The sequence below is a fragment of the Bacillus clarus genome (assembly GCF_000746925.1).
GTDB classification, from domain to species: Bacteria; Bacillota; Bacilli; order Bacillales; family Bacillaceae_G; genus Bacillus_A; species Bacillus_A clarus.
On the sequence record NZ_JMQC01000008.1, the window covers coordinates 919,662 to 944,509 of the forward strand.

The following is a 24,848-nucleotide window of genomic DNA, read 5'->3' on the forward strand; positions in this document are numbered from 1 at the left end:
GTACATAGACGATTGTATTGAAATAATATTTATTCTACATAGCCAATCATTATATTCATTCGACAGGTATGTATAAAGACCTTGCTAATCGCCCAGTACATTTTAACAAACATAAAAATAACCCGCCTCTTACAAATAAGAGACGGGTTATTTACATTACTTATATTATTTTACAATGTGAATTGGCATTCCAAGAGCAACTTCCGCTGCTTCCATTGTGATTTCACCTAATGTTGGGTGAGCATGGATTGTTTGAGCGATATCTTCTGCTGTCATTCCAGCTTCGATAGCTAAACCAATCTCAGAGATAATATCAGAAGCACCTGCACCTGCAACTTGCGCACCTACAAGAAGACCATCTTCTTTACGTGTTACAAGTTGTACGAAACCGTCTGTGCTGTTTAATGATAAAGCACGACCGTTTGCAGCGAATGGGAACTTAGATACAACTACTGTCATTCCAGCTTCTTCAGCTTGTTTCTTAGTGTAACCAACAGATGCTAATTCTGGATCAGTGAAGCATACTGCAGGAATTCCGATGTAATCGATAGCTGATGCATGGCCACTAATTGCTTCAACAGCTACTTTACCTTCGTAAGAAGCTTTGTGAGCTAATGGTGGTCCAGGAACGATATCACCGATTGCATAGATATTTGGTACGTTTGTACGGCATTGCTCATCGATTTCGATGATACCGCGGTCAGTCATTTTAACTCCAACTTGCTCAAGACCGATTTCTTGAGTATTTGGACGGCGACCTACAGTTACTAATACGTAATCTGCTTCTACAGTTTGTATTTCACCTTTAACTTCGAAGCTAACTTTTACGCCAGTTTCTGTTTCTTCAACGCCTTTAGCCATAGCTTTTGTATGGATATTTACGTTACCTTTCTTTTGAAGGGCACGTTTAACAACAGAACTCATTGCTTTTTCGAAACCAGCTAAGATTTCGTCGCCAGCTTCTACTACAGTAACTTCTGTACCGAAGTTAGCATATGCAGTACCTAATTCCATACCGATGTAACCGCCGCCGATTACAACAAGTTTTTTAGGGATTTCAGGTAAGCTTAGAGCACCTGTAGAGTTGATAACACGTTTAGAGTATTTGAATCCAGGAATTTCGATTGGTGTAGAACCAGTTGCAAGAACAGCATTTTTAAACGTATAAGTTTGAGCTGCATCTTCAGTCATTACGCGTAATGTGTTAGCATCTACGAAGTAAGCTTCACCGCGAATGATTTCAACTTTGTTTCCTTTAAGAAGGCCTTCAACACCGCCAGTTAATTTCTTAACTACGCCGTTTTTCCATTCTTGAACTTTTGTGAAATCAACTTTTACGTTCTCTGCAGTGATACCCATGTCATCAGAATGCATTGCATTCTCATAACGATGACCTGCATTAATTAACGCTTTTGAAGGAATACATCCAACGTTTAAGCATACGCCACCAAGGTTAGCTTTTTCAATAATTGCTACCTTTTGACCTAATTGTGCTGCACGAATTGCCGCAACGTATCCACCAGGACCTGCACCAACAACGACTGTATCTAATTCAATTGGGAAATCTCCTACTACCATTGTTATTACGCCTCCATTACTAATAATTGTGGGTCATTCAATAGACGTTTAATTTGGTTTAATGCTTTTTGAGCAGTTGCGCCGTCAATTAAACGATGGTCAAAGCTTAGAGATAATGCTAATACTGGAGCTGCAACAATCTCACCATTTTTCACAACTGGTTTCTCAGCGATACGGCCGATACCAAGGATTGCTACTTCTGGGTGATTGATAACTGGAGTAAACCATTGTCCACCTGCAGAACCAATGTTTGTAATTGTGCAAGAAGCACCTTTCATTTCAGCTGGAGCTAAACGACCTTCACGTGCTTTACCAGCAAGATCATTAATCTCATTAGAAATAGTGAAGATTGATTTACGATCTGTATCTTTAACAACTGGTACTAATAGACCTTTGTCTGTATCAGCTGCGATACCGATGTTGAAGTAATGTTTATGAACGATTTCTTGAGAAGCATCGTCTAAAGCAGTGTTCAACATTGGGAATTCACGTAATGCAGATGTTAAAGCTTTTACAACGTATGGAAGGTAAGTTAATTTAATACCTTTGTCAGCTGCAACAGCTTTGAACTTCTTACGGTGAGCAACAAGTTCTGTTACATCTACTTCATCCATTAATGTTACGTGAGGAGCTGTGTGCTTAGAGTTAACCATTGCTTTTGCAATCGCTTTACGGATACCACTCATTTTCTCACGAGTTTCTGGATACTCACCAGCTGGGATTGGTTGTGCTTTTGGTGCTTCTTCTTTTGCTGCTGCTGGAGTAGCTTCTACTGCTGCTGGAGCCTCAGTTGCTGCTACAGTTTGTCCACCATTTGCAAATGCATCGATGTCAGCTTTCACAATACGACCGTTCTTACCAGAACCAGCTACTTTATGAATATCTACACCTTTTTCACGAGCATATTTACGAACAGATGGCATAGCGATTACGCGCTCATTTACTACTTCTGCAGTTGCTGCTGGAGTAGCTTCAGCTTTTGGAGCTTCTTCTTTCACTTCTTCAGCTTTTGGAGCATCGTCATGGTCGTCACCTTTAAATTTAAGGTTTTCGTATCCAGGAGCATCAAATTTAATTAATGTATCTCCAACTACTGCAACCGTACCTTCTTCTACAAGTACTTCAAGTACTTTACCTTTAACTGGAGAAGGGATTTCTACTACTGCTTTATCATTTTGCACTTCAAGAAGTACATCGTCTTCGTTTACTTCATCGCCTGGTTTAATAAACCATTTTACGATTTCACCTTCGTGGATACCTTCACCGATATCTGGTAGTTTAAATTCAAATGCCACGGAATTCAGCCCCCTGATTCATTTCTTTATTATGGAATATGGCAAAAGAAATCAGCATGTGCTGATTTCTTTTGCACATGAAAAACTAAAATTAGAAGTTCATTACTTTGTTTACAGCTTCAACAATATCTTTATGGTTTGGTAACCATACGCTCTCAGCTTGAGAGAATGGGAATACTGTATCAGCAGCTGCAACACGTACAACTGGAGCTTCTAAGTTTAAGATTGCACGGTCGTTAATTTCCGCTACAACGTTAGCTGCAATACCAGCTTGTTTTTGAGCTTCTTGAACTACAACTACGCGGCCTGTTTTTTCAACAGAAGCGATGATTGTTTCGATATCTAATGGCTGAACTGTACGTAAGTCAACAACTTCTAAAGAGATACCTTCTTTTTCAAGTTCTTCAGCAGCTTTTAATGCAGCGTGAACCATAGCACCATATGCGATAACAGATACATCTGTACCTTCACGTTTGATATCAGCTTTACCTAAATCAATTGTGTATTCGCCTTCTGGTACGTCTTGACGGAATGAACGGTACAATTTCATATGCTCTAAGTAGATAACTGGATCGTTGTCACGAATCGCAGAGATTAAAAGACCTTTTGCATCGTATGGAGTAGATGGGATAACAACTTTTAGACCAGGTTGTTGAGCCACTAATCCTTCTAAGCTATCAGCGTGTAGTTCTGGAGTATGAACGCCACCACCGAATGGAGAACGAACTGTTACTGGAGCAGTCCAACGTCCACCAGAACGGTAACGCATACGAGCTAATTGACCAGAAATTGAATCCATTACTTCATAAACGAAACCGAAGAATTGGATTTCTGGAACTGGACGGAATCCTTCAAGTGCAAGTCCAACTGCAAGTCCACCAATACCAGACTCTGCAAGTGGAGTATCCATTACACGATCTTCACCGAATTCAGCTTGTAAACCTTCAGTAGCACGGAATACACCGCCGTTTACACCAACGTCTTCACCAAACACAAGTACGTTAGGATCATTTTTCATTTCAACGCGTAAAGCATCAGTGATTGCTTGAATCATTGTCATTTGAGCCATGGCTTACTTCGACTCCTTTTCTTTGTAAATTTCATATTGTTCAGCTAAGTTGTAAGGCATTTTTTCGTACATGATTTCCATTAAATCAGTAACTTTTTGTTTTGGAGCTTGGTCAGCCTTAGCAATTGCTTGTTTGATATCTTCTTTTGCTTCTTCAATTACTTTTTCTTCTACTTCTTGAGACCATAGGCCTTTGTTTTCTAAGAATGCACGGAAGCGTACGATTGGATCTTTTTGTTCCCATTCGTTCTCGATATCTTTCGTACGGTAACGAGTTGGGTCATCACCAGCCATTGTATGTGGACCATAACGGAATGTTAAAGTCTCAATTAAAGTAGGACCTTCACCATTTACTGCACGCTCACGAGCAAAAGCAGTTGCTGCGTATACAGCTAATGGATCCATACCGTCTACTTGAATTCCGTAAATACCTGCTGCTACTGCTTTTTGTGCTACAGTTTTAGCTGCAGATTGTTTTTCTACTGGAGTAGAGATTGCATAACGGTTGTTTTGAACAACGAAGATTGCTGGCGCTTTGAATGCACCCGCAAAGTTCATACCTTCGTAGAAGTCACCTTGTGAAGCACCACCGTCACCAGTGTAAGTAATTGCAACAGATTTTTTACCACGTAATTTCATACCTAACGCAACACCAGCAGTTTGGATGATTTGCGCACCGATGATAATTTGTGGAGCAAGTGCGTTTACATTTTCAGGCATTTGGTTACCCATGAAGTGTCCACGAGAGAATAAGAATGCTTGGTATAATGGTAAACCATGCCATACTAATTGTGGAACATCACGATATCCTGGTAAGATGAAGTCTTCTGCCTCAAGTGCGAAATGACTCGCTAATTGAGAAGCCTCTTGTCCAGCTGTTGGTGCGTAGAAACCTAAACGTCCTTGACGGTTTAAAGAAATAGAACGTTGATCTAGTACGCGAGTATACACCATACGGCGCATTAATTCTTTTAATTGATCATCAGATAATTCCGGCATTGCTGCTTCATTCACAACTTCGCCTTTTTCATTTAAAATTTGTAATGTTTCAAATTGAGCTGCGATAGCTTTCATTTGCTCATCAACATTAAATAGGGTCTTTTTTGTTTTAGTACCCATTCCGTTCACCTCTTCCTCTCTTGAACCATATTCTGAAACGCTTTCACTAACCAATTGCTAGTACGAAAACGAAACAATATAAACCAACAAGTTTATCTGTCAGTTGAGAATAATTTTGTGTACCTAACAATCTGTACTAATGTTTTTTCAGAAACATATTAATACAATCTTGATCACGTTTTTTAGTTTACAACTATTCTAATCACCATGTCAATTACTTTGGTTACGTTTTTTTTATGAATAACATGGAGGTTTCCTCTATACATACGTGTTTTTATTTTCACATCTGTATTAGTAGACAATAACCTACTGTTATATTATTCCCTTTTTAACCCGTTTTTGATCTTAGAATAATATGTAAACGATTTAATTCTCCTTAGTTTTTCTCTCTTCATAATAAAAATATGCAAACTCTTCTTCCTTTTCTGGGCAAATACCCATACACTCCTTCCTATTCCTCCATACATTATAGTAACCGCAGTATTAGCGGGAAATGATAAAGGAGGTCATCTCATGTACGGATACTCATATTGCTATCCAACAACTTGCTCATATCCTTCCTACGGCTATGGTGGTTCTTGCGGCGGATCTGGACGCGGCTTTGCCTTAATCGTTGTGTTGTTTATCCTTTTAATTATCGTTGGTGCTGCTTGCATTCGCTAATGTAAAATGAAACAACTATGGAAAGAAACAGACGGCTCCGCCGTCTTTTCTCTTTTATCCGATAAATATTTTCTTCTATAAGATTGTTCATATATTGCTCACCTGTACTTTGCAATGACTTTTTTCTTCTCCTTTGGTAGACTAAAGAAGAAAGGAGATGATTCATATGCTTACAATGGATAATGTAATTCGTGAAGGAGATTCTATCTTACGTGCAGTAGCAAAAGAGGTACCTTTACCAGCAAACGAAGAAGATACACGTACACTAAGAGAAATGATTGAATTTGTCATAAACAGTCAAAACCCTGAAATGGTTGAAAAATATAATTTACGCCCTGGAATCGGATTAGCTGCTCCGCAAATTGGTATTTCTAAAAGAATGATTGCGGTTCATGTAACAGATACAAATGATACATTATATAGCTACGCCCTATTTAATCCAAAAATTATTAGTCATTCTGTTGAACGTACATACTTATCAGGTGGTGAAGGTTGCCTATCTGTAGATCGTGAAGTACCTGGATATGTTCCTCGTTATACAAGAATTACAGTAAAAGCTACTACAATTGATGGTGAAGAAGTAAAATTACGCTTAAAAGGTTTACCAGCGATTGTGTTCCAGCACGAAATTGATCATTTGAACGGTGTTATGTTCTATGACCATATTAACAAAGAAAATCCATTTGTAGCTCCAGATGATTCTAAACCTCTAGAGCTATAATAAAAAGGAGAAAGCAATTTAATTGCTTCCTCCTTTTTATTATTATGAAATGGGTTCCATATTAACTTACAATAATCCCGCCCATTTTAAACCGTGATGAATGCCGTCTTCACTAACATCTTTCGTCACATAATTCGCAAGTTTTTTCAAATCCTCATGACCGTTCCCCATCACAATACCTGTTCCTACTGCTTCAATCATTTCTAAATCATTTAATCCGTCCCCAAATGCATACACTTGTTCACGGCTAAATCCTAATTTCTCAATAAACTTCTCAATTCCTCTTGCCTTCGAACCACCATTTGGAATAATATCCATTGAATATGCATGCCAGCGTATAAAATGAAAATCTGGATACTGATGAATGAATTTTTCTTCTTCATTTACTTCACAAAAAAGAAGTGTTTGGAAAATATCGCGTTCCTCATAAAACTCAGGCTCATATGCTGGATGCTCAAAGTGTAAGCTCCCAAATCCCTCTTTCACATAATCATGATATTCTACCGACGCTTTCATTTCTTGATGATCAAGATATACAAGTGGATATCCTTCTTGTTTTGCAAACTCAGTAAACTTATGTAGAGCAGCTGGATGTAATGGATTATTAAATATTACCTCATCTTCAAACACAACGTACTGTCCATTAAAACTGACATAGTTATGAATATTAAGTTCCTTCCGAATATCTTCAAACATAAATGGAGCACGTCCTGTTGCAATCGCTACATGAACCCCTTTTTCTTGTAAATCACGCACTGCATCCTTTGTAGATTGTGGAATTTTTTTATCATGATCTAATAATGTTCCATCAATATCAAAAAAGACAATTTTATCGTTCATTTCCCAAAATCCTTTCCAACACTTCTATATTCCTATTTTGAATATCGCTTTTCAAATTCTAAAAAAAAGTATAACATATTAAACATCTGTGAAGAAAGCGTTCACTTTCTGACCTTATTTATGAAACGTGCATATATTATTAAAAAGAATGCTGATACTTGTTTAAATGCATTTTCTTTTCTAATCTTTCTCATACTATACCTATAACTACGGCTAACGATCGTTACTACGGGATAACTTATAGTAAGAGTAATTTATTCACAACAATCCATTCATCGAACTGTGAAAACAATAATCAGCTCAATTACCTTCTATAATATTTCAAGCCAATGAGAGACTGAGTTATCACTAGTAAATATGCATGTTTAAAATAAGGAAAGGAAGGAGTAATCATGCTGAAGAAGCTGAAGAAAAAGCTAAAGCGTTATTTAAACGATTTAGTCCGTAAAAAGACAATCGCTTAAATCGTGCCCATTTCGGGCTTTTTCTTCATTCTCATTCGAAAAAACATGAAAATCGTGACTGTTTGCTTTATAATAGGTAACAGATAATGCAAAACATAGACAAGGAGAGGTTTTCCAAATGATTTTTAAAGTATTTTATCAAGAAAAAATGACTGAGGTTCCAGTACGTGAAAATACAAAAGTTTTATATTTAGAGGCTACATCTGAAAAGGATGTTCGTACAAAATTACAAAAGTTCGCATATAACATCGAGTTTGTTCAGTCTGTTACTGGCGCTCATCTTGAATATGAAAAACAAAACGCTGATTTAACATTAGCGGAGATCGTATAATTATATGAAATTTCTAAAAAATGATCAGGTTGCTGTTTTTGCTCTCGGTGGACTTGGCGAAATCGGCAAAAATACATACGCTGTTCAATTCCAAGATGAAATTATTATAATCGATGCTGGAATTAAGTTTCCAGAAGACGAACTTCTCGGAATCGATTACGTGATTCCAGATTACACTTATTTTGTGCGAAACGAAGATAAAATTAAGGGATTATTTATTACACACGGTCACGAAGATCACATTGGCGGAATTCCTTACTTATTACGCCAAGTTAATATTCCGATTTACGGTGGGAAATTAGCAATTGCCCTAATTAAAAACAAATTAGAAGAACACGGATTACTTCGTAAAGCAAAACTTTATGAAATTCAAGAAGACGATGTGATTAAGTTCAAAAAAACATCTGTTTCCTTCTTCCGTACGACACACAGTATTCCCGATTCATACGGAGTTGTTGTGAAAACACCACAAGGACAAGTTGTTCATACAGGTGACTTTAAATTCGATTTCACACCAGTTGGTGAACCAGCAGACTTAACAAAAATGGCTGAAATCGGTAAAGATGGCGTGCTTTGTCTCTTATCTGATAGTACGAACAGTGAAGTTCCTAACTTTACAATGTCTGAACGCCGCGTTGGTGATAGCATTCAAGATATTTTCCGCAAAGTAGAAGGTCGTATCATCTTCGCTACTTTTGCATCAAATATCCATCGTTTACAGCAAGTTGTTGAGGCTGCTGTTGAAAACAATCGTAAAGTAGCTGTATTTGGACGAAGCATGGAAGCAGCTATTGAAATTGGACAAAACCTTGGTTATATTCGCTGTCCAAAGGATACATTCATAGATGCTTCTCAACTAAATCGCCTACCAGCTAATAAAGTTGTTATTTTATGTACAGGTAGCCAAGGAGAACCAATGGCAGCACTTTCACGTATTGCTAACGGTACACATCGTCAAATCCAAATCATTCCTGGCGACACAGTTGTATTCTCTTCTTCACCAATCCCAGGTAATACAATTAGCGTAAGTCGTACAATTAACATGTTGTATCGTGCTGGTGCTGATGTAATCCACGGAAAGCTTTCAAACATTCATACGAGTGGACACGGCGGACAAGAAGAGCAAAAATTAATGCTACGCCTTATTAAACCGAAGTATTTCATGCCAATTCATGGTGAATATCGCATGCAACGTATGCATATGAATTTAGCAAATGATTGTGGTATTCCAGAAGAGAATTGCTTCATTATGGATAATGGCGATGTTCTCGCTTTACGTTCTGACGAGGCGAGTGTTGCTGGAAAAATCCCATCTGGTTCTGTTTATATTGACGGTAACGGTATTGGAGACATCGGTAATATCGTATTACGCGATCGTCGTATTCTTTCTGAAGAAGGACTTGTTATCGTAGTAGTAAGCATTGACATGAAGGAGTTTAAAGTTGCAGCAGGACCTGATATTATCTCTCGTGGTTTCGTCTATATGCGCGAGAGTAGTGATCTCATCAATGATGCACAAACATTAATTACAACACATTTAGAAAAAGTAATGGAGCGTAAAACTACACAATGGTCTGAAATCAAAAATGAAATTACAGATACCTTGGCACCATTCTTATACGAAAAAACAAAACGCCGTCCAATGATTTTACCAATCATTATGGAAATATAAGAAAAAGGACAATGACCTTTAGGGGCATTGTCCTTTTTCTTTCTTATCTTAAAAAATGTTTAAAGCGGTCTACTTCATCATCATGACCAATTACAATTAAAATATCTCCAGCTTGAATGTTTTCCGTAGCTCGAGGAGATACAATCACTTCTTTCCCACGCTTAATGGCTACAATATTTAAACCGAACTTCGCTCGAATATCTAATTCAATTAAAGAGTGTCCATCAATTTTTTTATTCGCAATAATCTCTACAATACTATGCTCATCTGAAAGCTCTAAGTAATCCAAAACATTACTTGAAGCAATATTATTTGCAATTCGTTTTCCCATATCTCTTTCTGGGTGTACAATATGATCAGCACCTATTTTACTCAGTACTTTTTCATGATAATCATTTTGAGCTTTTACAGTAATATTTTTTACGCCTAATTCTTTTAAAATTAGTGTTGTTAAAATACTTGAATTTAAGTTATCTCCAATCGCAACAACAACATGGTCAAAATTACGGATACCGAGACTTTTTAATACCATTTCATCTGTTGAATCTGCAATTACAGCATGCGAGGCAATATTTGCAAACTCATTAATTTTATCCTCATCTGAATCAATCGCCATTACTTCCATACCTAATTGGGCAAGCTCGCGACAAATGCTACCGCCAAAACGTCCAAGCCCAATGACTGCAAATTCTTTTTCTTTTTCACTCACGGGAATTCCTCCAATAACATCAAGTACGATCTGATTTCATTGTAGCATATTTTATATTTGCAACAAAGATTGGCAAGCTGTACTTATTTTTGCTTTTGTATATAAAAATACTGTTGTAAATAAAATGAAATACCACAAATAAGCATTCCAAACACAAAAATATTCCCAAACGAACTAAACGTTTGAAAAACAAACAATAACGTTTCTTGTCCAAAAAAGGCGAACAAGAGCTGTATAAACGCAAACAAAAGCGCCCATATGTAGTGATGTTGATGGAATAAGTAATGTGTTGCTCCTAAAAAAGCAACAAAAGAGATAATAAAGATCCACCAAGTTTCTAAAAACAATTGCCAATTGGAAAAATGATATCCATTTACAATGAGCGCAATAATTGCTATAACACCCATTGTCGGAACACTCCAAAATAATGCTCGATTTCTAAAGAAACGAACTCCATTTGTATCCCCTTTTTCATGTGCACAATACGTTAAAACGACAGTACTTATATATAGAACAGAAAGAATTGTTAAAATAATAATTAACCAAAAATGTAGCTGATAGTATTCATGTTCTATATTTGTTACTATGGCAGCTAACATGCATGGAATTAGCATACCTGTCCAGCCATCTATTTTTCGTTCATTCCAAAACACAGCATTACCAATTCGAATACCTAATAACATAAAAATAATAATGCCGATTACAAATAGTGTTGTCTTATTGCCAACTAAACTCGTTGAAAAAGCAATTAATCCAATAAATAAAAAAAGAACAAATCCATTCATAATTTCTAATACAGGTGATAAATATCTCTTCACCCACTTATATGTGTCCTCATATTCACTATTATTTGCTAAGCGATATACATAAAAGCTTATCCCAAAATAGACCGCCGCAATAATAACATATGCATATAAGACGAAACACAAGATTGCACTGCTAATTTGCACCTAATTCCCCACCCTTTTTCTATGTATCACATTGATTTTACACACTTTTTGTGCCAAAAGTAAACTAAAACATATAGTTCCTTTACTGACTGTAAGATTTTCTATTTATTAGCCGTTCCTCTCGTGTAAAATAGCTATCTAAAAATAATGTACTTGCACAAGATAAGCTTTCCTTTTGCTGGGCTAACAAAGTAAAACGAAAGCCTCCTTCATAAAGGAGGCTTTTACGCATATTACTAAAATTTATTATGCCCGAGTCTTATTTACATCAATGAGCGCTCTTTTTATTCAGCTTCGACTTCTTTCTTCACTTCATCTAACACACGATTCACTCTTTTTGTTAGCATTGGCATACCACTTCCCCCGCTTGGAAATGACGAAGCACACCCGTTTTATCAAATACATAATAGGCTGGTACATATTGATTCTCAAATGCATCTGTAATTTTATGCTGGTTGTCCACTAAAATCGGTTGTGTTATACCGTGCTCTTTTGCCACCAGTTTGAAGAACTCGAATTACTTCATCAACTTCACGTCCAATGTTGTTGTGGTGTACCACTTGATACATTAATTCGCCTTCTGGGCTAATGATGAATAAACCACGAAGCGCAATACCTTCTTCTTCAAGTAATACACCGTAGTCACGAGATACGACATAGTTAGTATCAGCATCTAGAGGATATTAAAATTCGCCTAAGCCATTTTTTATACGGTCAGTGTTAATCCAAGCTAAGTGGGTATGGATTGTATCTGTAGATACACTGATTACTTCCGCATCTAAATCCTCAAACTCATCGTATCGATCTGAAAGCGCAATGATTTCTGTTGACATACGAAAGTGAAATCCATTGGATAGAAGAAAAGCATTGTCCATTTATCTTGTTTCATAACTTCTTCAAGACTTACTTTACCAAATTCTTTATTTGGCATAACAGCATCTATTTCAAAGCGCGGCGCTTGTTTTGCTACCATACGTTCTACCATATGTATCATCCTCCATCATTTTATCGTACCTTGTCTACTCTTTTATAAAACAGGAAGAAATAACTTGTTCCTCCACCTCCCATTACAAAGTATTATGTTGAAATTTCAAAAAAAATCAAATTATAAATTATAATTTTCAAATAAAAAAAGAACAGAGCTTATCCTCTGTTCCCTTTCCATTTTACATATTGATTTAAAAATGCAATTGTTCGTTCAATAGCTGCTTCATCCGGTTGTAATTTCGCATGATGTAAACCATATTCTGAATTTACTCCTAACCAGAACATAAAACCTGGAATTTCCCGAAGCATATAACCAAAATCTTCCCCTGTCATTGCTTCAGTACATGTAATAACATTCATATCTGTCTGCTCAGATGTAAATTGCATAAACTCTCTCGTTAACTTTTCATGATTATATACTTGATGATACATCGCTCCGTAATCAATAACCGATTCACATTGAAACGACGCTTCTATCCCAGCAACAATTGCTTCAATTCTACTTTTCACACGCCTCATTGATTCCACAGATAGTGTTCGAATCGTTCCTTCTAAACGAGATTTTTCAGCAATAATATTTTGAACTGTACCACCTGTAATTTTTCCAATCGTAATTACCGCACTATCAAGAGGGTTTACATTACGACTAATTACAGATTGAAGTTGTGTAACGAGATGGCTTGCCGCAACAATCATATCATTCGCTGTGTGCGGAAATGCAGCGTGTCCACCTTTTCCTTTTAAATCTACATATAACTCTGATGTATTTGCAAATAACAAACCTTCTTTTGTTGCAATTGTCCCTACAGGATATTCAGGAGCAATATGAAGACCCAGAATCATATCTGGCTTCCATTCTTTTAATTCTTCACTTTCTAGCATAGGAAGAGCGCCACCTGGCCCTTCTTCCGCTGGTTGGAATAGAAATACGAGGTCATCATCTATTCTTTCACTTAAAGCAGCTGTTAGTAGCCCTAATCCGATCGTCGCATGTAAATCATGACCGCACGCATGCATCATCCCTTCATGAGTAGAAGCAAATTCATATCCTGTTTCCTCTGGTATCGGTAAACCATCTATGTCCGCACGATAACCGATTATTTTCTCTGGATTTTTACCAGTTACTTTAACGATAACACCTGTTTTCCATGTTTTCACTTCCAAATATTCAGCGGGAAGTGTTTTAATGTAATCTAAAATATAGCGCTGTGTTTTCCACTCTTGAAATCCTAACTCTGGAATTTTATGTAAATCTCTACGGATTTGTACAAATTTGCTGACTGTCATTTTTACACCACCATTGATAAAAAAGCGTAAGAGCCACAAATATGCCCTTACGCTTTTTATTTTTTATTTCTCTGGATTTAATTGACGAAGCTCTTGTTTAATTTCTGTTTTAGCTTTTGTCTTTTCATCAATTTCTTTAATGACACGTGCTGGTGTTCCCGCAACAACTGTGTATGGTGGTACATCTTCTGTTACAACTGCGCCCGCTGCAACAACTGCACCTTTACCTACTGTAACACCTTCTAAAACAACTACATTTGCACCAATTACAACATCGTCTTCAACGATAACTGGTTTTGCAGAAGGTGGCTCGATAACACCTGCAAGTACAGCACCTGCACCTACGTGACAGTTTTTACCTACTGTTGCACGTCCACCAAGTACTGCGTTCATATCAATCATAGAACCTTCGCCAATTACTGCACCAATGTTAATTGTTGCGTTCATCATGATAACAGCATTATCACCGATTTCAACATTGTCACGAATAATTGCGCCTGGCTCGATACGAGCTTTAATACCTTTTAAGTCAAGCATTGGAATTGCAGAATTACGACGGTCATTTTCAACTACGTAATCTACAACATACTTTTTATTTTCCTCAAGAATTGTCTTAATTTCAGACCATTCTCCAAATAAAACGCCAGATTTCTTATTTACAAATGCTTGTACTGTTTCAGGGAATGTGATTTCTTTTAAGTCCCCTTTTATATATACCTTTACAGGAGTTTTCTTTTCACTTTTTTGAATAAACGAAATAATTTCGTTAGCGTCCATCATTTTCATTCTTGTTGCCTCCTAAATCCATTTATAATGTTACTCTACCAAACGAGAGGGCTAGTAGCAAGATAATAATCTTATTTTTCCATTTGAATTTCTTCTATAATTTCTAAAAACGCTTGTACTTGTTTCAATTGCCTTGCAGATTCACTCGTTAATAGCCAAGTTTCTCTCGTTAATTGAACGGGCGTTTTATACATATCTTCCCTTACCTCTTTTAAAACTGTCGAAGGTAATAGTGCATAACCAATACCATTTAGGACAAGTTGCTTACACGTTTCGATTTGATCGACTACAATTGTACGTTTAGGTGGATTTGAAAATATACCGTACCACCAATTTTGTATTTGTCCATAATACGTCGAGTCACTTTTAAATTGTATAAATGGTCTATTTGTATCTTTTAGCATCGAAATATCTTTTATTTCCGTATCGACTAAATATAGCTCATCTTCAAATAATTGTTGTTTAAGGCCTTTATATTCCTGTGTTCCCCTTAATATGGCTACATGAACGTCCCCTTCATAAAATTGCTTTTGCACTTCACTACTCCATCCTGTAAAAAGAGAAATCTTTACAAAAGGATACTTTTGCACAAACTTTTTTAAAACAGGTGGCAACCAATATTGTCCAATAACAGATGCAACAGCTATCTTTAATGTCCCATACGTTTCCGTTCTATAGACTGCTAACTCACTTTTGATAGCTTCTTCTCGTTGTAACATCTCTTTTGCATAATTAGCCACCTTTTCGCCTTCTGGTGTAATCGTCAATCCTTTTTGTGAACGAATAAAAAATTTCATCCCCCATTGTTTTTCCATAGATTGTAATCGTTGACTAAGCGCAGGCTGCGAAACAAATAAACGCTCCGCCGCCTTCCTCATATTGGATTCCTGCGCTAAAACAACCATCATTTGAAAATCATCAATTTGCAACTTTCTCCCTCTTTCCTTAGCTTACATATAAATGAAGCGCCTATTTTCATTAATGAACAGCTATTATACACCTAATTCAGATAAGCTCTTCATCCCCATTTAATCTTATTTTTCACAACATATGGCATTTATTTTTCTATAAAAAAGCATCAATGAATCGAGCTTTTTCTTATCTTTTTTTGTTTATTTACGTCTTTTTAAATATAATACATACATAACTGATATGCACGAAAAAAAAAGCGACTTCTCCATTTCTACAAAGTCGCTTTTTCCTCTTTATCGATTATGCTGTCTTACTTTTTTATTTAACAACTTTAAAATAGCACGTCGGGTTAAAATCCCTTCAAAGTATTCTTCATCATTTACAGCACAAATAAAGGGATGATCAATTGTCATTTCTAACGCTTTCGCAAACGAATCCTCTAGCATAAGAGTCGGAATATCGCTCTTCATTACTTGCTCCACTTTCATATCCTCAAGCCTCTCAAACTCGACACGCTCTAACCCTAAAATTCCATCTAAAATCATAGCAGTACTAATTAATCCATGTAATTTATACATAGGATCCAAAACAGGAATTGCCGAATACCCCGATTTCACAAGAACAAGCAAAGCATGTTCTAAACTATTTCCTATTTGAACATGTGCGACTTTTTCTGATGAAATCATTAAATCCTTAACAAGAACTTGCTGAAACTCGTCTTTCGGAATACTAATCATATTACATCCCCCACTTTTCCCCTTATTCTTGCTACTATAATTTTGCCACTTTTAAACTGTTTCTATTTTCTTCTTCAGTTTCTATTCACATCTTATGATAGCGTTTTCATATTATTATTTTGTCCTAATTTTATTCCAACAAAAATAACGATACAAAGACCATTTTATCATAGAACACAAAAAAAAGACTACCTTTCTGGTAGCGCTTAATACCCTTCATTTTTTAATCGATAAAATAACCTTGTAAGCTTTCTATATTGGGCGACATCTGTTTTTTTTAAGCCGCATTCAATATCTGTAATCTCAACAGCTACAATCTCACTAGCGTAGTTTTGCTGAAACAAAATATCTAACAGCAAACTCTCTTCTTCTTTCGTTAAAGTAAACCCCTTCTGCATATACTCCTCTCCTTATAACCTTGTTATTATTATTTATTATATAAAATATTTATTTTATTTAACAGATGCAATATTCAGTTTTTATTTCGTGTAGCGATTTGCATAGCTAAAAGCTGCATACGCATCAGGTTTAATCTTTGCAGTTAATCCCATCGCTTTAATCTTCATTGTCATATCTGAAATAAATTCTTTCGTCAATCCATCATTCCCGATATCCAAATGAATTTCCATTATAAAGCCTGCTCCTTCTTGGCCATATGGGTGCAATAAGTCCCATATTCTTTGCATATGATTCGGTGTAAACAAATAAGCAATCTCTTGGCTAAATTGCGTTTCTAAATATATTTTTCCACGTAATGTTGTTGGTTTTTCACGTATAGATCTATGGTGTAAACATCCCCATGCTCCTTTTCCCACCCGGTGAATATGGATCGCTGTAATAAAGCGTGTATCCTTATGATGTGCTTGTGAATCTGTTCCGATAGATAATCGGTATAGATTACAGGGATTTCTTTCAATAAAGGTACAAATACGTGTAAAGACCGTCTCAAAATCCATATGTCTCTCTGATATGTTATAAAATTTATGCTCACCGTCCATATAGTCACGTCCTTTCAATTAGACAGACTTTTCGTATTCTCATTGTATGGGACAAAAGCACAAAATATAACTTACTACCCTTTGCTCGTTTCAATATTACGAATTACATAGTGACAAGATATACATGTATAAATCACATTTTGGTTAGATTGAGCAGTTAATACATGCACAATTTCAGATTGATTATGACACTTTGGACAAATAACAATCGGTAAGCGCTCCACTTTTCACACCCCTTTTACGTATTTATTACCATTGTTGGAAGAATAAAAAATTCTTATACATGAAACTTCTACATAAAAAAGCCAAAAAATAATTACAACGAAAAAAGGTACCGCCAAATGGCAGTACCTTTTTATATGTATCAAGAAATAATATCGTAGATCTCGATTGCAACCATATCAATGTTATCAAATTGATACACTTGAGGCTTTTCGCCTTGTTGATACACTTCTAACTCATACATTTCACTTTTATCGAAAAATTTCACGCTACATTTACGTTCACCGTTCACTTCAAAATAGCGTTGAGCTACTTCACCGCTTTCAGCTTGTTCTTGTAGACTAACAAGTCGAGTTAAAATTCCTTGGAGTAGAGACATGAAATCTCTCCTTTCTCTAATCTTCCTACCAATAGGTTTTACAGCTATACTCATTCTATCCGTCATAACAGAAAAAATGTTCCACACTCTAGGATAAAGGTTATTGACCAGAAACTCAACTAAAATTTGTCGAAATAAGTGGTAAAAAGCAGAAAGAATATATTTTTCTATCCATATTGCGGTTTTTATGTTTGCGGAATATAATAAAACACAGAAAACGAGGAGGAATTACAATGAGAAAAATTGAGGTTTATACACAACCGGATTGCCCACCATGTGTAATTGTTAAAGAATTTTTACAACATAACAATGTAACATACGAAGAATTTGATGTGAAAAAGGATGCTACCGCTCGTGACCGCCTTTTATACGACTACAATTCTTACTCAACTCCAACAGTTGTCATTGACGGAGAAGTTGTTGCCGGTTTTCAAATTGAAAAATTGCAACAGTTACTAAATATAGAATAGGAATAGGCGACTTAGCACCTATTCCTATTCTTTTAACTCCTGTAACTTTTTCATTTCCGTTAAAAGTTCCTGACTCTCATGATACCCCGCTAGTTTCCATTTCCCTTTATCTTTTTGTAATGTTATAATTTGATATTGTTCATTTTTTGTCCGTTCATATACATACAATAGGCGATGCTCTTCATCATACGACATTTTTGTTTCCGAATTAAATGAAAAAGGTGCCTCTTTCGTAGGTAGTAAATATTCACCGCTTTGTTTATCATTTCTACTATTTTCATCTGTAAAAACTTGAAGGAAATTATTTGTAAAGTACGGTGATAAGCTATCGAGCATTTTATCCATCGGTAGACGCTTCCCGCGAATGGAAAATTGTGCTTCATACCCCTTTTGAATTGTTGTAAACACTTCTTTCCGATCCACATTCGCTTCTTCTTTACCTAAAACGGTCGTAACACTATAACCAACTAGAAAGGCAACACATGCAAATAGAACAAACCATATTCCATATTTTCTCATTCTTTCACCTTCCTTTTAAAAGAACTTGTCATTGTAGTATTCATTGTAACAATGATTATGCAGAGAAAGGCATAGTTTCGTTCGTAAAATCTTTACAATGATAGACAGCATTTTCACCACCATTTTCACTATTACCAATTTATGATAAAAACAAACAAAAAAATGCACGAATCTCTTCGTGCATTAAAATAAAACATCTTCTTCGTATAAAAATTCGTATGATAAATCGATAAATAAAAAATGCTCGTCGTCAATCGGGAAAGAAAATGTTCGGACCATTTCTCCCGTTTCTATATCTGCATATAAATCTGAAAGCCTTGCTTTATTTTCAAATCGCATTTTCATTATATTTTCTAAAAAGTATGGGCGCCAGCTCCAATTTTTCATATAGTACTCCGGCATAACAGTCCATTCGCCACCTTTTTTCATAACGTTTCCTGACTGTTGAAATCCATCTTCATTGCAAATGAAAATTCGAAAACTATACTTCGATACATGCTGACTAAAATGTAATAGCCAATCATTCACATCTTCATTTTTTTTCTGTTTCGATAATACATCTCCAACATGATCACGCAAAGTTTCCGTTAACTGATAAATCTTTTGTAACTTCCTTTTTTCATGTTGAATAAATTGATGACATTCGTTACCGAGACGTTCTTTTAAAACATTTGTTTCAATAAAATCTGGCAAGCATTCTTTCAGATAATTACCTTGGTAGTACCTCCCACCATTTTTCCAAGCGTATTGTAACTGATAAAAAGCATCAATTTCTTCATATAATAATGTTGCACCAATTCTTCTTGCAAGTAGCGACAAGGAATATAAAATATCTTGATATGATTGTAAAAGTGCAGTTTGTCTTAAATTTGTTAAATCTACTTTTAAAATATCAGGTGCTAACACACTAAGACGCTCCAAATTACTCGTACCTGTCCCTACTTTATTAATGGAAATTTGAATGCCATATGTACGGTAATACATAAGTAAATGATTAAATTGTTCTATATCTTCTTTACACTCGTGCTCTGTTATTTCTAAAACGATATGTTTTAAATTCAGACCTTTTTTTTCATACATCAACAAGAGTTGAAGTAGACTTTCATCTTCATCATTCATTAGTACGTTCGCATTTCGATGTACAAATAATAATAATTTTTGATCTGTTTCTAAATACCTATTTAACGCTTTTTCTACGATAACATTATCCGCTTCAAGTTGGAACTCACTTGGAATAGAATCATCATGAAAGAAAGAGGCTAGACTTTGTATCCCCTCTTCTGTTTGAATACGTCCTACTACTTCATATCCAATCACTGTATGCTCATCAGCACTAAAAATTGCTTGATAATAAGGAAGGACTTTATCCAAATTACTCATTACATCTAATGCATCTATCAACTTGTTTCCCTCCCTTTACTTTTCAAAAATTATAACACGATATTTATGGAAAAATAATAAAAAATCCCTTCAGTTTTCCTGAAGGGATTAGAGGGGTAAAATGCTAAGGGGAATTAGCAATTCTACTATGAAGAAAAAAGAGGTCTTAAATATACCGTATATAAAACCTCTTGTAAACACCTTTCTTTCATATGTCACAATTTCGTCACATTTTACCACAGAATGAATGAACAATCATCCATTCTGTATTTCATCCCTTTAAAATGGATATTGATGTAAATGTTGTCCACCATCCATTGTCATACAAGTACCATTTATGTAACTAGCTTCATCCGAACATAAATAAAAAGCTAAACCAGCAATTTCTTCTGGTGTGCCGAGTCTACCGAGCGGGACACTTTGTAATGTACGCTTAGCCATTTCCTCCGAAATCCATAATTTATCTGCGCCACCTGTACGTTCAATTGGACCAGGTGCTATAGCATTAACACGTATCCCATATTTACGTCCCCACTCAACAGCAAGTGTTTTCGTCATCGCTAGTACACCTGCTTTCGCAGCAGCTGAATGTATAACCCCTGGACCTGCATCCCATGCATACGTCGCTACCATATTAATGATATTTCCTTTTATCCCTTTCTCAATCCAATACTTCCCTACAGCTTGGCTACAATAAAACGTTCCATTTAATACAATATTAATAACTGCGTTCCAACCATTAACAGATAAATCTTCTGCAGGACAAACAAAATTTCCCGCTGCGTTATTAATTAAAATATCAATACGTCCAAATTCCCCATCAATATACTCTATCATTCTCTTAATATCCTCTGTATTTCTTACGTCCATTTGTACAGGCAATACTTGTCCTGGAAATTGTTCAATCTCTATTTTTGTTTCTTCAAGTTTTTCTTTTGTACGTCCTGTAATAACAACTCGAGCCCCTTCTTTTGCAAAGCGAGCTGCCATTCCTTTTCCCATTCCACTTGAACCACCTGTTATAATAACTACCTTTTCTTTCAAATACATCCCCTCCTAAAAATGAATACACATTCATTTTATCACTTTATTTGATAGAAATCTTTATATTTTTAAACTTTTCTGATATTTTTAACTATAGGAGATCACTTTCATCATCATATTTCTTATAATCGATACTACTTTTTCATACTTGAAAATATAATTGTATAAAAGAAATAAAACGGAAAGGAGAACCGAGTAACCTTATACAGATCATTTCATACAAATGACAGGTTTACTCATATTTCTATGAAACAATTATCGAGAAGAAATTTTTTAAAAACAGGGATACGTACTTGTTTCTATACTTTTATTACAGCTGGCATCGGCTATTATTACGCAAAATATGTGGAACCACATTTTCTTTCTTTTACACACCACACATTAAAATCTTCTCTTATACCGAAAAGCTTTCACGGTATGAAAATAATTCAATTTAGTGACTTGCATCTAGGATACTATTTTTCTCTTCAGCACCTGTCTCATGTCGTTTCTAAAATAAATGCAACTAGACCAGATATTGTCCTTTTTACTGGCGATTTAATTGATGATTATCAAACATATAGCGAGACCCCTTTTGTCTCTTCCATTTTGCGAACTATACAAGCACCTTTTGGGAAATTTGCAATTTACGGAAATCATGATCATGGTGGATACGGAACAGAATACTACAAACAAATTATGTATGACTCAGAATTTCAATTATTACAAAATAAAGAAAAGCGCATCCGCCTATTAGATCATAGTGAAATTTCTATTTTCGGTATAGACGATATGCTGCTTGGTAAACCTGAAATCGAGGCAACATTACGAAATGCTAAGCAAGATATTTATACAATTGTACTTGTTCATGAACCTGATATTGCACCAAAAATCTCCGAATTCCCGATAAATCTTCAGCTTTCTGGACATAGCCATGGTGGACAAGTTCAAATTCCCTTTTTAGGGCCTATCATTACTCCTGTACTCGCAAAATATTATACTGAAGGTTTCTATCACATTCACGATTTACTCCTTTATGTAAACCGCGGTCTTGGTAGAACACGCGTTCCTTTCCGTTTCATGGCCAGACCAGAAATTACAATTTTCACATTACACCACTCGTAACATACACTTGCCTATTTTCTTACATATCCTTTCTTGTACTCGCTCATCCACACCTTCTCTCCCATATGATATCAATGAGTCCAATAAAGGAGGTTTTTACATGTATCCATATTATCAACCAATCCCAGTCCGCTCAGCACCTATTGGCCCAGTAGGCGACTCACGCTTCTTACCATTTTTCGGTATTCCGTTTCTAGCTGGAGTTGCTGGTGGATTACTTGGCGGTGCATTAGCTTTCGGTCCTAGACCGTTCTATCCACCTTATCCACCACCAGCACCATACCCTTGTTACGGCAACCCTTGTCAACCATACTATTATTAATTACAATCAAAAATTCCGTCCACATAATCCTATCAAGTTTAAAATTCAATACACGAGTATAACAAAAACTATTATTTCTAATACTATCTCTCAATATTTGATCGGTACTATTAGAAAGCAATGTAAAAAACCTCTTATACAAAGTAAGAGGTTTTTTACTATATATTTTACTCAGCATCTGTATTTTGATAAGCCATTTTAAATAGTTTTACTTGACTATCGATTTCTTGTGTACCGCTATTAATTACATAGTAGTATTCACCATCTATGTTTTGTTCACGCGTCTTTACATTATCCGCTAAAATAAGTTGTAAAATAGCCTTTATTCTCGCCTTCATCTCAATCCCTAAAATTGGAAATGAAATTTCCACTCGCTTTTCCATATTTCTCGTCATCCAGTCAGCGGAAGATAAATAAATTTTCTCATTACCATTATGGTGAAAATAATAAATTCGACTATGCTCTAAATACCTTCCAACGAGACTAATTACACGAATATTTTCACTTACACTTGAAATTCCTGGTCGTAAACAACATGTTCCTCTAACAATAAGTTCTATCTTCACCCCAGCTTGTGATGCCTCATATAACTTTTGAATTAAAGGCTTATCTGTTAATGAATTCATTTTGGCGATAATATGTCCATTTCCGTATTGTCTATGATAACGAATTTCTTCATCTATTAATTCTATAAATTGCTCACGTATATCAAATGGCGCTACTGATAAATGATGAAAATGAGGTTTTGTTGTATAGCCACTTAAATAATTAAAGAAATTCGTTGCATCCACTCCAAAATCCTTCCGGGATGTAATATACCCAAAGTCTGTATATAATTTTGCTGTAGCGTCATTATAGTTTCCCGTACCTAAATGTACAAATCTTTCGATTTTTCCGTATTTTCTTCTTACAACAAGCGTAATTTTACTATGTGTTTTTAAATGGCTTACCCCGTAAATAACATGGCATCCAGCTTGTTCGAGTTCTTTCGCCCAATGAACATTATTTTCTTCATCAAAGCGTGCTTTTAATTCAACAAGCACCGTTACTTGTTTTCCCTTTTCAGCTGCAATTTTTAATGCTTGAATAATCGGAGAATCTCCACTTACACGATATAAAGTTTGTTTGATTGCAAGTACATTTGGATCGTCTGCTGCATCACGTACAAAGTCAACAACAGGCTGAAAAGATTCAAATGGATGGTGTAATAAAATATCGTGTTCCATCGCTTTTTCAAATACATCTTCTTCATCATCTAAATCTTGAGGTGGCTGTGGGATAAGAGCTGGGTAAACAAGATGATCATATAAAGGTGCTAATTTTTTGTATAAAGAGAATAAACATGTTAAATCAAGAGGTCCATCCATCATATATACATCTTCATCTTTCACTTCTAACACTTCATATAGTAATGCTAAAACTCTTTCATCTACATGTTCTTTTCCAACTTCTAAACGAACCGCAGCACCCCACTTGCGCTTCTTCAATTCTTTTTCAATTACTTTTAATAAATCACGTGCACCCTCTTCATGTATCGTTAAATCCGCGTTACGCGTAATACGAAAACGAGTAACAGACGATACTTTATACCCTGTAAATAACTTATGAGTAAAGCTACTAATTACATCTTCTAATAAAATAAATTTATGTTTTTGATCTTCACTCGGTAAAAATATAAAGCGCTCAAGTAATGACGGTACTTGGACGATACCAAGCTTTGTCCGATTTTCCTCCTCTTCCTGTTTTTCATCATATAGGATAGTCGCTAAGTTTAGACTTTTATTTAATAGCATCGGAAACGGACGATACGCATCAATTGCTACAGGGGTTAACACAGGAAAAATTTGTTCATCAAAGTATTCTTCAATAAACTCTCGCTGTTCCTTTGTTAACTCATGAAATGATAACGGCTCAATACCTTCTACTTCAAGCGCTGGTAATACATTATTTTTAAATGTATTATATTGGACTGTCATTAATTCATGAGATTTCATCGCAATTCTATTTAGCTGTTGTTTCGGCGTTAAACCCGCCTTGTTTTCTGGTTGATTAAATCCCGCTTTTACTTGATCTTTTATTCCAGCAACACGTACCATGAAAAACTCATCCAAGTTTGAACCAAAAATACTAATAAACTTTAATCTTTCTAAAAGTGGATTACTTTCATCTTGTGCTTCTTGTAACACTCTTTCATTAAAAGCAAGCCAGCTCAGCTCACGGTTATTATAATAAGCTGTATCATTTAAGTTTACTGAATTCCCCTTCGATAATTCCATTTTCTTCACACTTC

General features: G+C 35.7%; 26 protein-coding genes and 2 pseudogenes. 7 read left to right on the forward strand and 21 right to left on the reverse strand.

The window, feature by feature from the left end; all coding sequences use genetic code 11:
* Positions 1 to 165: 165 nt before the first annotated feature.
* The 4 genes from lpdA to pdhA all read right to left on the reverse strand — a co-directional run bounded on the left by lpdA (position 166) and on the right by pdhA (position 5,061).
* A complete protein-coding gene (lpdA, locus tag DJ93_RS05380; RefSeq protein ID WP_042979543.1) occupies positions 166 to 1,578 on the reverse strand; it encodes a dihydrolipoyl dehydrogenase in 1,413 nt (470 codons plus the stop codon).
* A gap of 5 nt (positions 1,579 to 1,583) precedes the next feature.
* A complete protein-coding gene (gene pdhC, locus DJ93_RS05385) occupies positions 1,584 to 2,873 on the reverse strand; it encodes a pyruvate dehydrogenase complex dihydrolipoyllysine-residue acetyltransferase (protein ID WP_042979545.1) in 1,290 nt (429 codons plus the stop codon).
* A 91-nt stretch (positions 2,874 to 2,964) separates the two neighbouring features.
* Positions 2,965 to 3,942: a pyruvate dehydrogenase complex E1 component subunit beta gene (gene pdhB / locus DJ93_RS05390; RefSeq protein ID WP_000068166.1), complete on the reverse strand. Its 978-nt coding sequence runs from the start codon at positions 3,940 to 3,942 to the stop codon at positions 2,965 to 2,967.
* 3 nt (positions 3,943 to 3,945) lie between these two features.
* Positions 3,946 to 5,061 (reverse strand): pyruvate dehydrogenase E1 component subunit alpha, encoded by a 1,116-nt coding sequence (gene pdhA, locus DJ93_RS05395; RefSeq protein ID WP_000536893.1) that lies wholly within the window; start codon positions 5,059 to 5,061, stop codon positions 3,946 to 3,948.
* Between the two features lie 513 nt (positions 5,062 to 5,574).
* Between pdhA and DJ93_RS05400 the strand changes: the two genes are divergently transcribed.
* Both DJ93_RS05400 and def read left to right on the forward strand, forming a co-directional pair.
* Positions 5,575 to 5,724 (forward strand): YjcZ family sporulation protein, encoded by a 150-nt coding sequence (locus DJ93_RS05400; RefSeq protein WP_000274565.1) that lies wholly within the window; start codon positions 5,575 to 5,577, stop codon positions 5,722 to 5,724.
* 166 nt (positions 5,725 to 5,890) lie between these two features.
* Complete coding sequence (gene def, locus DJ93_RS05405) at positions 5,891 to 6,445, forward strand: peptide deformylase (RefSeq protein WP_042979548.1); 555 nt, start codon at positions 5,891 to 5,893, stop codon at positions 6,443 to 6,445.
* A 66-nt stretch (positions 6,446 to 6,511) separates the two neighbouring features.
* On the opposite strand, the gene DJ93_RS05410 is transcribed toward def, so the two are convergent.
* Positions 6,512 to 7,285 (reverse strand): Cof-type HAD-IIB family hydrolase, encoded by a 774-nt coding sequence (locus DJ93_RS05410; protein ID WP_042979549.1) that lies wholly within the window; start codon positions 7,283 to 7,285, stop codon positions 6,512 to 6,514.
* 582 nt (positions 7,286 to 7,867) lie between these two features.
* On the opposite strand from DJ93_RS05410, the gene DJ93_RS05415 reads away from it, so the two are divergent.
* Together DJ93_RS05415 and rnjA are read left to right on the forward strand one after the other, a co-directional pair.
* On the forward strand, positions 7,868 to 8,080 hold the full coding sequence (locus DJ93_RS05415) for a DNA-dependent RNA polymerase subunit epsilon (RefSeq protein WP_042979550.1): 213 nt from the start codon (positions 7,868 to 7,870) through the stop codon (positions 8,078 to 8,080).
* Between the two features lie 4 nt (positions 8,081 to 8,084).
* On the forward strand, positions 8,085 to 9,752 hold the full coding sequence (rnjA, locus tag DJ93_RS05420; protein WP_042979552.1) for a ribonuclease J1: 1,668 nt from the start codon (positions 8,085 to 8,087) through the stop codon (positions 9,750 to 9,752).
* A gap of 43 nt (positions 9,753 to 9,795) precedes the next feature.
* Here the strand turns inward: rnjA and DJ93_RS05425 are convergent, their stop codons facing one another.
* From DJ93_RS05425 to DJ93_RS05475, 12 genes and pseudogenes are all read right to left on the reverse strand, one after another.
* On the reverse strand, positions 9,796 to 10,461 hold the full coding sequence (locus DJ93_RS05425; protein ID WP_001290442.1) for a potassium channel family protein: 666 nt from the start codon (positions 10,459 to 10,461) through the stop codon (positions 9,796 to 9,798).
* Between the two features lie 83 nt (positions 10,462 to 10,544).
* The gene (locus DJ93_RS05430; RefSeq protein WP_042979553.1) at positions 10,545 to 11,411 is read right to left on the reverse strand and encodes a cytochrome c oxidase assembly protein; all 867 of its coding nucleotides are present in this window, start codon (positions 11,409 to 11,411) and stop codon (positions 10,545 to 10,547) included.
* Positions 11,412 to 11,695: 284 nt separating this feature from the next.
* Positions 11,696 to 11,925: pseudogene (locus DJ93_RS30090) on the reverse strand (thioredoxin domain-containing protein); the annotation flags it as partial.
* A pseudogene (locus tag DJ93_RS05435) lies at positions 11,858 to 12,405 on the reverse strand (peroxiredoxin). The pseudogenes DJ93_RS30090 and DJ93_RS05435, both read right to left, overlap by 68 nt.
* Before the next feature lie 149 nt (positions 12,406 to 12,554).
* Positions 12,555 to 13,685, reverse strand: a complete 1,131-nt coding sequence (locus tag DJ93_RS05440) for an N-acetyldiaminopimelate deacetylase (protein ID WP_042979555.1) — start codon at positions 13,683 to 13,685, stop codon at positions 12,555 to 12,557.
* A gap of 63 nt (positions 13,686 to 13,748) precedes the next feature.
* Positions 13,749 to 14,471: a 2,3,4,5-tetrahydropyridine-2,6-dicarboxylate N-acetyltransferase gene (dapD, locus tag DJ93_RS05445; RefSeq protein WP_042979557.1), complete on the reverse strand. Its 723-nt coding sequence runs from the start codon at positions 14,469 to 14,471 to the stop codon at positions 13,749 to 13,751.
* A 71-nt stretch (positions 14,472 to 14,542) separates the two neighbouring features.
* Positions 14,543 to 15,379 carry a LysR family transcriptional regulator gene (locus DJ93_RS05450; protein WP_277620675.1) on the reverse strand — a complete coding sequence of 279 codons (837 nt, stop codon included), beginning with the start codon at positions 15,377 to 15,379 and terminating at the stop codon, positions 14,543 to 14,545.
* Positions 15,380 to 15,676: 297 nt separating this feature from the next.
* Positions 15,677 to 16,120, reverse strand: coding sequence for a cyclic-di-AMP-binding protein CbpB (cbpB, locus tag DJ93_RS05455; protein ID WP_042979559.1), 444 nt, complete (start codon positions 16,118 to 16,120; stop codon positions 15,677 to 15,679).
* Between the two features lie 206 nt (positions 16,121 to 16,326).
* Positions 16,327 to 16,518, reverse strand: a complete 192-nt coding sequence (abbA, locus tag DJ93_RS05460; RefSeq protein ID WP_042979560.1) for an antirepressor AbbA — start codon at positions 16,516 to 16,518, stop codon at positions 16,327 to 16,329.
* A gap of 81 nt (positions 16,519 to 16,599) precedes the next feature.
* Positions 16,600 to 17,118 carry a ribonuclease H-like YkuK family protein gene (locus tag DJ93_RS05465; protein WP_042979562.1) on the reverse strand — a complete coding sequence of 173 codons (519 nt, stop codon included), beginning with the start codon at positions 17,116 to 17,118 and terminating at the stop codon, positions 16,600 to 16,602.
* Positions 17,119 to 17,192: 74 nt separating this feature from the next.
* On the reverse strand, positions 17,193 to 17,342 hold the full coding sequence (locus DJ93_RS33125) for a hypothetical protein (protein ID WP_042979564.1): 150 nt from the start codon (positions 17,340 to 17,342) through the stop codon (positions 17,193 to 17,195).
* Positions 17,343 to 17,482: 140 nt separating this feature from the next.
* Positions 17,483 to 17,719, reverse strand: coding sequence for a YkuJ family protein (locus DJ93_RS05475; protein WP_000055151.1), 237 nt, complete (start codon positions 17,717 to 17,719; stop codon positions 17,483 to 17,485).
* A 233-nt stretch (positions 17,720 to 17,952) separates the two neighbouring features.
* Between DJ93_RS05475 and DJ93_RS05480 the strand changes: the two genes are divergently transcribed.
* Positions 17,953 to 18,189: a glutaredoxin family protein gene (locus DJ93_RS05480; protein WP_042979566.1), complete on the forward strand. Its 237-nt coding sequence runs from the start codon at positions 17,953 to 17,955 to the stop codon at positions 18,187 to 18,189.
* A gap of 24 nt (positions 18,190 to 18,213) precedes the next feature.
* Here DJ93_RS05480 and DJ93_RS05485 read toward each other — a convergent pair whose 3' ends face one another.
* The 3 genes from DJ93_RS05485 to fadH form a co-directional block, all read right to left on the reverse strand.
* Positions 18,214 to 18,708: a DUF3993 domain-containing protein gene (locus DJ93_RS05485; RefSeq protein ID WP_042979567.1), complete on the reverse strand. Its 495-nt coding sequence runs from the start codon at positions 18,706 to 18,708 to the stop codon at positions 18,214 to 18,216.
* Between the two features lie 183 nt (positions 18,709 to 18,891).
* Complete coding sequence (locus DJ93_RS05490; RefSeq protein WP_042979568.1) at positions 18,892 to 20,109, reverse strand: EAL domain-containing protein; 1,218 nt, start codon at positions 20,107 to 20,109, stop codon at positions 18,892 to 18,894.
* Positions 20,110 to 20,367: 258 nt separating this feature from the next.
* On the reverse strand, positions 20,368 to 21,132 hold the full coding sequence (gene fadH / locus DJ93_RS05495) for a 2,4-dienoyl-CoA reductase (protein ID WP_042979569.1): 765 nt from the start codon (positions 21,130 to 21,132) through the stop codon (positions 20,368 to 20,370).
* 246 nt (positions 21,133 to 21,378) lie between these two features.
* Between fadH and DJ93_RS05500 the strand changes: the two genes are divergently transcribed.
* Positions 21,379 to 22,236 carry a metallophosphoesterase gene (locus DJ93_RS05500; RefSeq protein WP_042979570.1) on the forward strand — a complete coding sequence of 286 codons (858 nt, stop codon included), beginning with the start codon at positions 21,379 to 21,381 and terminating at the stop codon, positions 22,234 to 22,236.
* Positions 22,237 to 22,336: 100 nt separating this feature from the next.
* On the forward strand, positions 22,337 to 22,558 hold the full coding sequence (locus tag DJ93_RS05505) for a hypothetical protein (protein ID WP_042979571.1): 222 nt from the start codon (positions 22,337 to 22,339) through the stop codon (positions 22,556 to 22,558).
* A gap of 167 nt (positions 22,559 to 22,725) precedes the next feature.
* On the opposite strand, the gene DJ93_RS05510 is transcribed toward DJ93_RS05505, so the two are convergent.
* Positions 22,726 to 24,834: an RNA degradosome polyphosphate kinase gene (locus DJ93_RS05510; RefSeq protein ID WP_042979572.1), complete on the reverse strand. Its 2,109-nt coding sequence runs from the start codon at positions 24,832 to 24,834 to the stop codon at positions 22,726 to 22,728.
* Positions 24,835 to 24,848: the final 14 nt, after the last annotated feature.

Bases quoted from the DNA above. Each gene is read 5' to 3' on its own strand.
- DJ93_RS05450 (WP_277620675.1), bottom strand. From the start codon at position 15,379: ATGATGGTTGTTTTAGCGCAGGAATCCAATATGAGGAAGGCGGCGGAG.
- DJ93_RS05500 (WP_042979570.1), top strand. From the start codon at position 21,379: ATGAAACAATTATCGAGAAGAAATTTTTTAAAAACAGGGATACGTACT.
- abbA (WP_042979560.1), bottom strand. From the start codon at position 16,518: ATGCAGAAGGGGTTTACTTTAACGAAAGAAGAAGAGAGTTTGCTGTTA.
- DJ93_RS05410 (WP_042979549.1), bottom strand. From the start codon at position 7,285: ATGAACGATAAAATTGTCTTTTTTGATATTGATGGAACATTATTAGAT.
- DJ93_RS05465 (WP_042979562.1), bottom strand. From the start codon at position 17,118: ATGGACGGTGAGCATAAATTTTATAACATATCAGAGAGACATATGGAT.
- lpdA (WP_042979543.1), bottom strand. From the start codon at position 1,578: ATGGTAGTAGGAGATTTCCCAATTGAATTAGATACAGTCGTTGTTGGT.
- DJ93_RS05415 (WP_042979550.1), top strand. From the start codon at position 7,868: ATGATTTTTAAAGTATTTTATCAAGAAAAAATGACTGAGGTTCCAGTA.
- DJ93_RS05510 (WP_042979572.1), bottom strand. From the start codon at position 24,834: ATGGAATTATCGAAGGGGAATTCAGTAAACTTAAATGATACAGCTTAT.
- pdhB (WP_000068166.1), bottom strand. From the start codon at position 3,942: ATGGCTCAAATGACAATGATTCAAGCAATCACTGATGCTTTACGCGTT.
- DJ93_RS05440 (WP_042979555.1), bottom strand. From the start codon at position 13,685: ATGACAGTCAGCAAATTTGTACAAATCCGTAGAGATTTACATAAAATT.
- DJ93_RS05505 (WP_042979571.1), top strand. From the start codon at position 22,337: ATGTATCCATATTATCAACCAATCCCAGTCCGCTCAGCACCTATTGGC.
- cbpB (WP_042979559.1), bottom strand. From the start codon at position 16,120: ATGATTAGTATTCCGAAAGACGAGTTTCAGCAAGTTCTTGTTAAGGAT.
- pdhA (WP_000536893.1), bottom strand. From the start codon at position 5,061: ATGGGTACTAAAACAAAAAAGACCCTATTTAATGTTGATGAGCAAATG.
- DJ93_RS05480 (WP_042979566.1), top strand. From the start codon at position 17,953: ATGAGAAAAATTGAGGTTTATACACAACCGGATTGCCCACCATGTGTA.
- dapD (WP_042979557.1), bottom strand. From the start codon at position 14,471: ATGAAAATGATGGACGCTAACGAAATTATTTCGTTTATTCAAAAAAGT.
- DJ93_RS05475 (WP_000055151.1), bottom strand. From the start codon at position 17,719: ATGTCTCTACTCCAAGGAATTTTAACTCGACTTGTTAGTCTACAAGAA.
- DJ93_RS05400 (WP_000274565.1), top strand. From the start codon at position 5,575: ATGTACGGATACTCATATTGCTATCCAACAACTTGCTCATATCCTTCC.
- def (WP_042979548.1), top strand. From the start codon at position 5,891: ATGCTTACAATGGATAATGTAATTCGTGAAGGAGATTCTATCTTACGT.
- DJ93_RS05485 (WP_042979567.1), bottom strand. From the start codon at position 18,708: ATGAGAAAATATGGAATATGGTTTGTTCTATTTGCATGTGTTGCCTTT.
- rnjA (WP_042979552.1), top strand. From the start codon at position 8,085: ATGAAATTTCTAAAAAATGATCAGGTTGCTGTTTTTGCTCTCGGTGGA.